The organism is Pseudogemmobacter hezensis, assembly GCF_013155295.1.
Lineage (GTDB): Bacteria > Pseudomonadota > Alphaproteobacteria > Rhodobacterales > Rhodobacteraceae > Pseudogemmobacter > Pseudogemmobacter hezensis.
In genome coordinates this window covers 284,953-296,782 of sequence record NZ_JABJXT010000001.1, presented here as the reverse complement: position 1 = coordinate 296,782, position 11,830 = coordinate 284,953, and the positions used below count along the sequence as shown (strand labels likewise).

Sequence of the window (11,830 nt, the reverse complement as noted above, 5' to 3'; positions counted from 1 at the left end):
GCCGTGTCAGACGCGCGCCTGGTTGTCGAAACCTACAAGGCCAAGCGAGCGGACCACTTTCCAGGTCGCCCAGGCCGTTTCATTGGTGGTGGCTGATGCCGCCAGAAAGCCAGTGGTGGTCAGGCGGTTGACCTGAACGCCCTCGGCGTTTTTCTCGATCAGATTCGCGTCGCGGTCGTCTTTGACGGCGCGGGCGATCTTGTCGAAAGCCTCATCCCAGGTGATTTCCTCGAAGCGGTCAGAGCCGGGACGACGGATGCGCGGATGGGTCAGGCGGGTCTCTGCCTTGACGTAATCCTTAAGCGCGGCACCTTTGGGGCAAAGCGTGCCCTTGTTGGTCGGATGGTCTGCATCGCCCTCGATATGGATCAGCTCGGCCTTTTCGCCGGCTGCCAGATCCCCTTTGGAATACATGATGATGCCGCAGGCGACCGAGCAATAGGTGCAGATGTTTCGGGTTTCGGTCATGGTGGCCAGCTTGAAGTCGCGCACATGCGCGGCCTCGGCTGCCTCGGCCTCTGAAAAGCCCATGGCTGTCAGAGACGTTGCCGCTACCCCCGCCCCGGACAGCCTTAGAAAGCTGCGGCGCGAAAGGTCGATATTCATTTGACCCCTCCTTATTACTGCCTGTCATCAGCCGTGGCGCCAGGGCCTGCGGCATGTGATGGGTTGCTGTGATCACGTCATAGATGGGGCAAATGGTCGTATGATCCGGCGGTTGAGTCAAGGAAAAGGCGTTATTTCAGTCTGGATATAACGTGAGGCTTATTTGTTAACCTGTTGTAAATTATGTGATATATTCTGGCGCAGGCCCTGGGTCTCGATGATTTGTGATCGTTATCGGCCAAAGCCTTGCCGCATTGGCCTGCGGCTGGCACAAAGGATATGGGGTGGGCGATGATGTCGGCCCAGTCATTCCCGCATCCAGCCTTCCCGCATCATGTGCCAGCCACCAGGAGCCAGATCCATGACGACTGCCACCGCCACCACGCCCGCCACCATGCCCTCCACGGCTGCTGAGCCGCGCCTGACCTCGCTTTCGCATGGGGGCGGATGTGGGTGCAAAATCGCGCCGGGGGTGCTGTCAGGGATCTTGCGCGGCACGGCGGCGCTGCCGGTGCCAGAGGCGCTGCTGGTGGGGATCGAGACCTCAGATGATGCGGCGGTCTATCAGCTGAACGAACATCAGGCGATTGTGGCGACCACGGATTTCTTCATGCCGATCGTTGATGACCCTGAGGATTTCGGCCAGATCGCGGCGACCAATGCGATCTCGGATGTTTATGCCATGGGGGCGACGCCGATCTTCGCGCTGGCGCTGGTGGGGATGCCGATCAATGTGCTGTCGGTCGCCACCATCGGCCGGATCCTTGAGGGCGGCTCAAAGGCCTGCCGGGCGGCGGGGATCCCGATTGCGGGCGGCCATACGATTGACTCGGTCGAGGCGATCTATGGGCTGGTGGCGCTTGGGATCGTTGATCCGGCGCATGTGAAGAAGAATGCGGCGGCGCAGCCCGGGGATGTGCTGGTTTTCGGCAAGCCTTTGGGCGTGGGCATCTATTCGGCGGCGCTGAAGAAGGAAAAGCTGTCAGCCGAGGGCTATCGCCAGATGGTGGCGACCACGACGCAGCTGAACACGCCGGGGCCAAGGCTGGCGCGGCTGGCCGGGGTTCATGCGATGACCGATGTGACGGGGTTCGGCCTTGGCGGCCATGCGCTGGAGATGTCGCGTGGTGCGGGGCGTGGCATTCGCCTTGACTGGGCGCGGGTGCCGATGCTGACGGATGCGGTGGCGCTGGCGGAGGCGGGGTTCATCACCGGGGCCTCGGGGCGCAACTGGGCCAGCTATGGCAGCGAGATTTCCTTTGCGCGTGAGATCTCGGCGGTGGATCAGGCGCTGCTCAGCGATCCGCAGACCTCGGGCGGGCTGTTGGTGGCCTGTGCACCCGAGGCCGTGGCCGGGGTGTTGGCGATCTTTGCCGAAGAGGGCTTTGCGGCGGCGACGGTGATTGGTGAGGTTGGTGACGGGGCGCCGGGCCTGACCATCGCGTGAGGGTTTATCAAAATGAAAGCCCCGCTGTGGCGGGGCTTGTTCCTGGTCTTTGAGGCCTGTGGCTGACGTGCGTTCAGCCTTTGGGCGGATCGGGGATTTCGCCGTCGATCTGCACCATCAGATGCCCGCGTGAGCAGCGCTCGACCCGGGCCTCGACGCGGTAGACCTCGGCCAGCATGGTGGGGGTGACCACCTCGGCGGGAGGGCCGAAGGCGTAGAGGCCGCCTTTGTGCAAAATGGCGATGCGGTCGGACCAGCGGGCGGCCAGCGCCAGATCATGCAGCACGGTGACCACCACGCGCCCCTCGGCGGCGATGCGGCGCACCTCAGACAAAAGGCGCACCTGGCGGGCCAGATCGAGGGCCGAGGTTGGCTCATCCAGCAGCAAAAGCCGCGGGTCGCGCACGATGGATTGCGCGAGGCTGACCATCTGCCGCTGCCCGCCCGACAGCTGATCAAGCCCCGCAAGCGCCAGATGGCTGATGCCGAGGCGGGTCAGAACCGCCATGGCGCGGGTCTCGGGCGGGGCGGTGACATTGCGCTCGCCGCTGGCGCGAAGCGCGGTGATCACCGTCTCAAGCACATTGAGTGAGGCACCTGCGGGCAGCGTCTGCGGCATGAAGCCGATGATGCGGGCGCGGGCGGGGGGCGAAAGCTGCGCGAGGTTCTGGCCATCCAGTGTGACCGTGCCCGAAAAGCGTGCAAGCCCCGCGATGGCGCGCAGCAGCGTCGATTTTCCGGCGGCATTGGGGCCTGCCAGCGTCACCACCTCGCCCGGGATCAGAGGCGGCAGGCTCAGGCCCTGCAGCACAGGTCGGCGGCCATAGCTGATGCTGACATCGCTGATCTGCAGGCCGGCTGTGGCGTTCATCGGGCCGCTCATCGGGCGGACCTTCCGCGCAGGATCAGCCAGAAGAAGATCGGCAGCCCGATCAGCGAGGTGACAAGGCCGATCGGCAGCAGCGTGCCGGGGATCAGCAGTTTCGACAGCGTCGAGGCGGCTGACATCAAAAGCGCCCCGGTGGCGATGCTGGCGGGCAGCATGAAGCGGTGATCCTCGCCCACCAGCATGCGGGCGATATGGGGGCCGGCCAGACCGATAAAGCCGATGACGCCCACCATCGAAACGGCGGTGGCGGCCAGCAGGCTGACCCGCAAAAGCGCCCAGCGGCGCAGCGCGGTGACATCGACGCCAAAGCCGCGCGCCTGTTCCTCGCCCAGCCGCAGCGCGGTCAGCCGCCAGGAGGCGGCCAGCGCGAAGGGCACCGTCAGCAAAAGGATCAGCGCCAGAATGGTGACAGAGGTCCAGGTCACCGCCTGCAGGCTGCCCATGGTCCAGATCACCAGCTGCTGCAGATCCTCGGCCGAGGCGATGAACTGCAACAGCGACAGGAAGGCGGCGGCGGTGAAGTTCAGCGCGATGCCAAAGAGGATCAGCACCTCTGGCCCGCCGCCGCGTAAGCGCCCCATCAGCTGCAAAAGCCCAAGTGCGCCCAGCGAGAAGAGGAAGGCATTGGCGGTAATGCTCCAGCCAGGGGGCAGGAAGGGCAGGGTCAGGCCAAGCACGATGGCGACGCCCGCGCCAAGCGCTGCTGCCGCCGAGACGCCCAGCGTAAAGGGCTCGGCCAGGGGGTTTTCAAGCACGGTCTGCATCTCTGCCCCGGCCAGCGCCAGCGCAGCCCCCACCAGCAGCGCCATGATGGCGATGGGCAGGCGCACCTGCCAGATGATGACCGAGGTGCCGCGTGCAACCTCGCCCCCGGTCAGCGCCCGGATCGTTTCCGACAGCGGCAGGCCCGAGGGGCCGGTGGTCAGATCAACCACCACTGCCAGCAGCGCCATGACGATCATCGCCAGCACAAGCCAGAGACGGCGGCGGTTCTGCCGATGATAGTCGTGCAATGGCGCGGTGTCGGACATCTGGATTTCTTGTAAGGCGGTCAGTCGGGCGGTCAGTTGGCGGTGGTGATCCACCAGGTGCCGGGCACGCTGACGGGGGAAAAGCGTGTCTCTATCTCGCGCAGCGTTGCATCGGGGTCAACGTCCTGGAAAAGGTCAGGGTGAAAGGCTTTGGCCAGATATTCGATCAGCGCGATATGGCTGGGCGTGTCGTTGAAGAGGTGCCAGACGCCATGGGCGCGGCCCTTCTCAACCGCCGTCAGGGCCGAAAATCCGGTGGCCCCGATCAGCGCGTCAAAGCTGGCGCGGGCCTCTTCGGTGCTGACGGCAGAGCCCAGCACCAGCCCGCCGCGGGCCTTCATATGCGCGCCCCCCGTGGCGATGTAGAAATCGGGATCGGCGCCGATCAGAAATTCCAGGCTGACATTGCCCAGCACGCCCTGCACCACATCCGAGCCGATATTCGCGCCGCCTGCGGTCTGGATGAAATCCCGAAACACGCCAGAGCCGACGGTCGAGCAGCAATTCGTCGGCGCGGCATGAACGTGGAAGAACACGCTGGGGCGTTTGATCGCCGGATCCTGCAGCCGCGTGCGGATGCGGGCAAGGCGGGTCTCATAGAATTCGGCAAATTCCTCGGCCCGGGCCTCACCGTCGGTCAGCTTGCCCAGCAGCCGCAGCGAGGGGATCGAGTTTTCCTGCGGATGCGCGAAGAAATCCACGTAAGCCACGGCGATACCTGCCGATTCCAGCTGCTCGCGGGCGCGTTCCATCGCCGGATCGCCCTGATCCATCAGCGAAAGCACCACCAGATCCGGTTGCCGCGAGATGATCGTCTCGACCGAGAGGTCGCGGTTGCCCGAGCCGACCTGCGCAATCGCATCAATCGCCGGGAATTTGGCGCGGTAGGCGGCAAGTGTCGGCTCGTCCAGCGCCTTGTCGCCGCGCCAGCCCACCACTTTTGCAACCGGATCGGCATGCAAAAGCCCCAGCACCGCCATATGCCGCCCTTCGCCCAGCACGATGCGGGTGGCGGGGGCGTCAAGCACCACCTCGCGGCCCAGAATATCGGTGGCGCGGATCTCGGCCAGGGCTGGCATCACATGGGCGCAGATCAGCGCGGCGGCCAGGGCAAGCGGACGAAAGGGACGTGAGACGAAAGAAAGCGGGCGGAAAGAGATCATAAATAGCCCCCTGCACGGGTCGGGTGGTTGCCTGCAGCTGGCCGCAATCGGCGGCGGGCCAGCCTGTCACGGCCAAAGGGGGCGGATGATACCCGCCCCCTTTGGAATTGTCTTTCAGCCTCTGACTTATTCGGCTTTCGGCCGGATGCGCCAGATGCGGTCGCCGCTGTCGTCATTCTCGCCGCGCGATTTGTTCACCGCCCAGACGGTGCCCTCGCTGTCGGCGACCAGCTCATTTGGCAGGCTGCCTGCGTCGAGATTGGCGACCACTTTGCCCTCGGTATCGACGACGGTGATGGTGCCCGCGCCGCGATTGCCGACAAAGGCCAGACGGCTTTTCGGCTCGAAGGTCACGTAAAGCGCATTCGCCCCGGTCTCGACATCATGCAGCACCGCGCCATCGGCGCCATTGACGATCAGCAGATTGTCGGTGCCCTGGGATGCGACGAAAATCAGATCGTCCTGATTGTCATAGGCAACCGAGGCCGCCCCGATCGAGCCGGGCAGCGGCGTCACGCGGATCTCGCCGGTTTTGGTGTCGATCACCGCCAGCTCGGGCGTCGCATTCGAGGCGGCGAACAGCTTGCCGGTTTTCGCGTCGAAATGGATGTCCTGGGTGCCGAAGGTCTGACCGCGCAGCTGCGAGGGGATGGTATAGGGCTCCAGCTTTTTGTGGGTTTTCGCGTCGATCACCTCGATCACCGGCGAACGCGCCGCCGAGATATAGATGCGCCCTGCGGCCTCATCGACCTGGATGCTGAAGGGATGCGAGATGAAATCGGGCTCGAACTGTTTGACCAGCGCCAGATCATCGGCCTTGTAAACGGCGATGGTATTCTGGCGGGTGTTGGTGGTCCACAATTCGCCCGTGGTCTCATTCAGGCCAAGGCCATAGACCGCGTAAAGCGCCGGGCGGCCATCATCATCGGCAGCCGGGGCGGGGCCACCTTCCTGGACGGGGGCGGCACCGGGGGTGATCTGCGCGACCACGTCCAGCGTGTCGGGATCAACCTTCGACAGCGCCGATTCCCTGACCGGCGGGCGGCCAACGGCCGAGGTGACATAGAAAGCATGACGCGAGGGGCTATAGGCCAGCTGATAAAGGCCACGCGTCACCGGGGCGCTGGCGATATCGAATTTCTCAGCGCCCTGAATGGCAAGATCGGGGGAAATTTTCAGATCGACCACCGTTGCAGAAGAGGGGTTTTCGGCAATGACCAGGATCGGCTGCAGGCCGGTGACCGCCGCTTTGTCCAGCGTCAGATCAAAGCGGAACTTGCCCTCATTGTCGACGGTGATCGGGCCGCCCTCATTCAGCACGGTATTGCCGCGCATCAGGGTGACCTGCTGGCCGGGGATCAGCCGCTCGCCGGTGATCGAGACCTTGCTGCCGGCCACGATGGCCTGGCCCGGCTCTGCCGCGCCCGCCCGGACCTGGCCCGAAAAGCCGTCGGTGGTGGCGGAAAAGATCGTCTCGGCGGCCAGCGGGCTTGCCAGCGGGGCTGCCATCACACCAAGGGCAAGTGCAGAGGCTGTAATCAGGCTGCGTGCCTTTGTGAACTTTCGGGGTGCCATATCTGTCTCCTGAGATCAAAGACGCGTGAACGGGTTAAAGGCCTGGACCGGATCAGCCATCGGGCCGCTCTGCCGCTCTGGGATGGACGCAGCAGTATATTCTTGAGAGAGATTGTCAACTAATTCACCACCCCCTCTGGTGCAGCCGGGGCCAGGCCCGTATCTCTTCGGCGAAGAGTTGCGCGGGGCGGGCGGGCACTGGTCAATCCGGTGATTGCAGGGATAAACCTGCGCCGCAGCAGGGGATCCGGCTTTGCCGGGGGGAACAGAGAGGCAAGATGTCAGCGACAGGAACCGCAGGCCCGGATCATGCAAGACAGCCCGCGACGCTGAAAATCCTCAGCGATGGTGCGGATACACATCACCTGTCGCAAAAGGTCGTGCAGGTGGGGCCGGGGCATCGTCTTTACCTGGCGGTGCCAAAGACGCCGCCGCCTGCGGCGGGGTGGCCGATCCTTTATATGCTGGATGGCAACGCCGCCTTTGATTACCTGACCGCCGCGCATCTGGCGCTGGTGCCGGGGCTGGTGCTGGCGGGGGTGGGCTATGACACCGACCGGCAGTTCTCGCGTGAGAGGCGCACGCTGGATTTCACCGCGCCTGACCTGGATGCGCCCGGCGCGGATGCCGATGGGATCCGCCCCGATCACGTGCATGAGGGGCGCATGGCCGGGGGCGCGGGGCTGTTTCTTGACCGGCTGATCGGGCCTTTGCGTCAGGCTGCCGAAGAGGGGATCGCCGTCGATCCGGCCCGGCGCAGCCTGTGGGGGCATTCCTTTGGCGGGCTGTTCACGCTTTATGCGGCGCTGTCGCGGCCCGGGGCCTTTGCGCGCTATGCGGCGATCAGCCCCTCGATCTGGTGGGATGAGGCGCTGATCCGCCGGGTTGCGGCCAGTGCCGCCCCGCATGTGCAGGCCCCCGCGCTGATGATGGCGCTTGGCGATAAGGAAAAGCGCACCGGGGCCAGCGGGCCAGCCCCTGACGGCCCGGCCCCGGCGACGATGGAGTTTGTCCAGGGCCTGGCCGCGCATCCGGGATTTGCGCCGCAGATCCATGTGCTGCCCGACCATGTCCATATCCAGACCATCGCCGGATCGCTGCCGTTGGCGCTGCCTTTCGCCATGGGGTGAGGCAGGTCGGGCTGAAACCTGAGACGTCAGGCTCTTGCGCCTGACGCCTCTGTCTCGTCCTTACGCCATCCGCTTTGTCAGTTCCGGTGCGATCAGCGCCACGGCGGCGGGTGCGATCATTTCGGCATGCACGAAGGGCACCTCCAGCGCCTCAACCGCGCCCGCATAGGGCTGCCAGAGGGCGGCGGTCAGATCGCGGTCCTGATGGTCGCGCCCGGCGCGGATATGGGTCAGCGCCCCGTCGTAATGGCGATGTTGATGGCTGCGCACCAGGCGGTTGGTGTCGGTCACCAGCCGCACGACACCGTCCAGCACCAGATCGGGCAGGGCCCCCATCGCACTGTCACCGGCGCGCAGGAAGGCCACCACCTTCGCCCGCGTATCAAGGTCATGATGTGCCTCGGGGTCATAGCCTGCGATTGCCAGCAGCGCCCGGAGGGCGGCGACGGGGTCTGGTTCAGGCTCATCCCGCCAGACATCGGTCGGATAGCTGTCCAAAAGCGCGAGCAGCCCGACCTCGCGGCCCATCTGTGAAAGTTCAGCCGCCAGCTCCTGGGCGATGATGCCGCCCACTGACCAGCCTGCCAGGTGGATTATGCCCAGGGGCTGGGCGCGGTTGATCAGATCCGCATAGCGGGTGGCGAGACTGCCGAGGCTTTCGGGCAGCGGCTGCTCGGGGTTCAGCCCTGGGTGCTGGATGGCAAAGACGCTGCGGTTGCTGTCGCGTGACACCGCCCGCGCCAGCCCGCGATAGCCCCAGCCAAGCCCCCCCGCCGGATGGATCAGGACCAAAGGCGCAAGGTCCGGCGCGCCCTGGGCCAGCCGGATCAGCGGGCCAAGCCCGTCATCGGTGGGGCCAGCCGCGTCAAGTTTCGCGGCCAGCATATCCAGGATCGGGTTCTCGAAGATGGTGCCAAGGCCCGGATCGCGCCCGGTTTCCTCGGTGATGCGCAGGCACAGGCGCACGGCCGAAAGGCTGTCGCCGCCAAGCGCGAAGAAATCCGCCTCGACCGGGGCGGGGGCGTCGAGATGCAGGATCTCGGCGTAAAGCCTGGCCAAAAGCCGCTCGGCCCCGGTGGCGGCATCGCGGCCCGAGGCGTGGAACTCAGGCGCGGGCAGGGCCTTGCGGTCCAGCTTGCCATTGGCGGTGACGGGCAGGGCGGCCAGCGTGACCTCAGAGCCGGGCACCATATAGGCGGGCAGGCGGGCGGCAAGACGCGGGGCCAGCAGGCCCGGTGCATAGCCCGCCTCGGGCACCAGATAGGCGACCAGACGCTTTTCGCCCGCCCGGTCCTCTCGCGCCAGAACCACGCATTCGCGGGCCAGGCCGCTGGCCATGATCGCGGCCTCGATCTCGCCCAGCTCGATCCGCAGGCCGCGCAGCTTCACCTGATGATCCGAGCGGCCCAGATAGACCACCGCCCCGTCAGGGCGCAGTTTTGCCACATCGCCGGTGGCGTAGAGGCGGCTGTCGGGCTGGCCGATTTCCGATGCGCGGGGATCGGGGATGAAGCGTTCTGCGGTCAGATCGGGGCGGCCCAGATAGCCCCGCGCCAGCTGCACCCCGCCGAGGTAAAGATTGCCCGGCATGCCCGGCGGCACCGGGCGCAGATGGTGATCGAGCACCGAAAGCCTTGTGTTCCAGACCGGCCAGCCGATCGGCAGCGGGTTCGAGCGGTCCTCAGACGTGGCAGGCCAGTAGCTGACATCGACGGCGGCCTCGGTCGGGCCGTAAAGATTGTGCAGCTCGCCTTTGATGCGGGCGTGGAAACGGCCCCGCTGATCGGCGGTAAGTTCCTCGCCCGAACAGAAGGTGCGGGCGATCTGCAGCCCGTCCGAGGCCGGCGCGGCCAGAAAGGCCGACAGCATCGAGGGCACGAAATGCAGCGTGGTGATCTGATGCTCTGCGATCAGCCCGGCAATGGCGGTGGGGTCACGATGGGCGCCGGGGGGGGCCATGACCAGCTCTGCGCCAGAGATATAGGGCAGGAAAAACTCCCATACCGAGACGTCGAATGTGGCGGGGGTCTTTTGCAGGATGCGGTCGGCAGGGCCGATGCCGTAGTGATCGCGCATCCACAACAGGCGGTTCACGATGGCGCGTTGTTCGATCATCACGCCTTTGGGCGCCCCGGTCGAGCCGGAGGTGTAGATCACATAGGCGAGGCTGTCGCCATTGATCGCGGGGCGCGGCAGTGGGGTTGCGGGGGTGGATTTCGGCCAGGCGTCCGGCAGCAGCAAAGTTGCATCCGGCGGCAGGCTTGAGGCGATTTCCGGGCTGGTCAGCGTCAGCAGGGGCTGCGCCATCGCAAGGATCGCGGCCAGCCGCTCGGGCGGGTGATCGGGGTCAAGCGGCAGATAGGCGGCGCCTGCCCGCATGATGGCAACAAGCGCGATGGACAGGGCGGCAGAGCGCTCCATCGCCACGGCGATGATGCTCTCTGGCCCGGCATCACGCGCGATCAGGCTTTGCGCCAGCGCGGCGGTCTGCGCGTCAAATTCGGCATAGGTCAGGCGCTGTGTCTGGTCGCGCAGGGCGGGGGCATCTGGGCTGGCCTGCATCTGCGCCAGGATCAGATCGACCAGCGTCACATCGGGCAGATCCTGGCGGGTGGCTTTGGCGCGGGCGTCATCAGCCGCGATCTCTGCCGGGCTGGCCGAGGGCACATCGAGCAGCCGTTGCGCCTGCAACGCCGCTGTCAGGAAGGCGATCAGGCGCAGCGCATGGGCGCGGGTGTCATCAGAGCTGTAAAGGCCGGGATTGGCGTCGGTCTCGAACAGGATGCCTGCGTCAGGATCGCCCCGGAAGGTGAAGGTCAGATCCTCAACCGCGCCCGCGCCCAGGATATGCAGCTGCACATCAAGGCCGGGAAAGACCGGAGGGCGATCAAAGGGCTGCACATTGATCAGGGGCCCATAAAGACGGCGGGCCCCGCCGATCAGCCCCAGGTCACGGCGCAGCTGCTCGGACCGATAAAGGCCGTGTTTGCGCGATTCCCGCATCGCCTGGGCCTCAGCCGCCAGCCAGTCTGGCAGGGGCAGCGCCTCATCGGGGCGGATGCGGTGGGGCAGCACATTCATCGCCATACAGGGCAGGCGGGCGATCTTGCGCCCCATCCGCGCCATGAAGGGCATGCCGATCACCGCCTCGCCATCGCCGTCATCGCCTGCCGCCCAGCGGGCGAGGTAAGCCCCGGTCAGCGCGGTCAGCACATCGGGCCAGCCGAGTTTATGCGCCTGCGAAAACGCGGCCAGGCTGGCGGTCAGCGCGGGCGGCAGCCAGAGGCTTTCGCGGCGGAACTCATGGGCGCTGATCGCCCGCTCACCGCCGAGGGTGCCGGGGCTGGTGACGCCCGGCAGCCCGGCCATCTGCGCCCGCCACCAGGCGGCATCGGTCTGGCGGCGATCCGAGGCGCGGTAGAGCGCATCCTCATCATCGGCGCGGGTCAGCGACGGGAAGGGCAGGGGTGCCGGGGCCTGGCCCGTCAGATGGCCGTAATGCTCGCCGATGCGGTTGGTGATCAGCACCATGCCATAGCCGTCGATCGCCAGGTGATGGATGCGTTCATAAAGGAAAACGCGGTCGGGCAGCAGGAAAAGCGCAAAAGCTGCGACAGGTTCGCGGGCCAGATCGATGGCGCGGTCTGTGTCCTGGCGCATCATCGCCAGAGCCCGGGCCTTCGCGTCGGGGTGATCGCGCAGGTCTGTCTCAGAGACCGTCACCGGATCGGGGCTGAGCCATTGCACGGGGCCATCCGCGCCCGCGCCAAAGCGCAGATGCAGCGCCTGGGATTCCGCGATGGTCTGCGCCAGCGCCTCACGCAGGGCTGCCAGATCGACCGCGCCCGTCAGTTCCAGATATTGCCCGGTGTTCAGGATCGGATTGGCCGGATCCAGCGCCTGGAAATACCAAAGCCCCTCTTGCGCCTCGGTCAGGGGGCGGGCGTCGGGGGGGGGATTTCCGGTCACGGTCGGGCTGCTGTCTGCAG

The 11,830-nt window shown here is 65.9% G+C and carries 8 protein-coding genes; 2 read left to right on the top strand and 6 right to left on the bottom strand.

Features of this window, described 5'->3' with window-relative positions; all coding sequences use genetic code 11:
- Positions 1-6 precede the first annotated feature (6 nt).
- Positions 7-606 (bottom strand): molybdopterin-dependent oxidoreductase, encoded by a 600-nt coding sequence (locus HOY34_RS22575; RefSeq protein WP_216654597.1) that lies wholly within the window; start codon positions 604-606, stop codon positions 7-9.
- A 361-nt stretch (positions 607-967) separates the two neighbouring features.
- Here HOY34_RS22575 and selD point away from each other — a divergent pair, with 361 nt between their 5' ends.
- Entirely contained in the window at positions 968-2,053 is a 1,086-nt protein-coding gene (gene selD / locus HOY34_RS01345; protein ID WP_172359501.1) for a selenide, water dikinase SelD, read from the top strand.
- Positions 2,054-2,126: 73 nt separating this feature from the next.
- On the opposite strand, the gene HOY34_RS01340 is transcribed toward selD, so the two are convergent.
- From HOY34_RS01340 to HOY34_RS01325, 4 genes are all read right to left on the bottom strand, one after another.
- On the bottom strand, positions 2,127-2,924 hold the full coding sequence (locus HOY34_RS01340) for an ABC transporter ATP-binding protein (protein ID WP_172359500.1): 798 nt from the start codon (positions 2,922-2,924) through the stop codon (positions 2,127-2,129).
- An 8-nt stretch (positions 2,925-2,932) separates the two neighbouring features.
- Complete coding sequence (locus tag HOY34_RS01335; RefSeq protein ID WP_172359499.1) at positions 2,933-3,973, bottom strand: FecCD family ABC transporter permease; 1,041 nt, start codon at positions 3,971-3,973, stop codon at positions 2,933-2,935.
- A gap of 32 nt (positions 3,974-4,005) precedes the next feature.
- Positions 4,006-5,136, bottom strand: a complete 1,131-nt coding sequence (locus tag HOY34_RS01330; protein WP_172359498.1) for an ABC transporter substrate-binding protein — start codon at positions 5,134-5,136, stop codon at positions 4,006-4,008.
- A gap of 126 nt (positions 5,137-5,262) precedes the next feature.
- Complete coding sequence (locus HOY34_RS01325) at positions 5,263-6,711, bottom strand: Vgb family protein (protein WP_172359497.1); 1,449 nt, start codon at positions 6,709-6,711, stop codon at positions 5,263-5,265.
- 278 nt (positions 6,712-6,989) lie between these two features.
- Here HOY34_RS01325 and HOY34_RS01320 point away from each other — a divergent pair, with 278 nt between their 5' ends.
- On the top strand, positions 6,990-7,841 hold the full coding sequence (locus HOY34_RS01320; protein WP_172359496.1) for an alpha/beta hydrolase: 852 nt from the start codon (positions 6,990-6,992) through the stop codon (positions 7,839-7,841).
- Between the two features lie 60 nt (positions 7,842-7,901).
- Here HOY34_RS01320 and HOY34_RS01315 read toward each other — a convergent pair whose 3' ends face one another.
- Positions 7,902-11,810, bottom strand: coding sequence for a non-ribosomal peptide synthetase (locus HOY34_RS01315; RefSeq protein ID WP_366926891.1), 3,909 nt, complete (start codon positions 11,808-11,810; stop codon positions 7,902-7,904).
- Positions 11,811-11,830 lie beyond the last annotated feature (20 nt).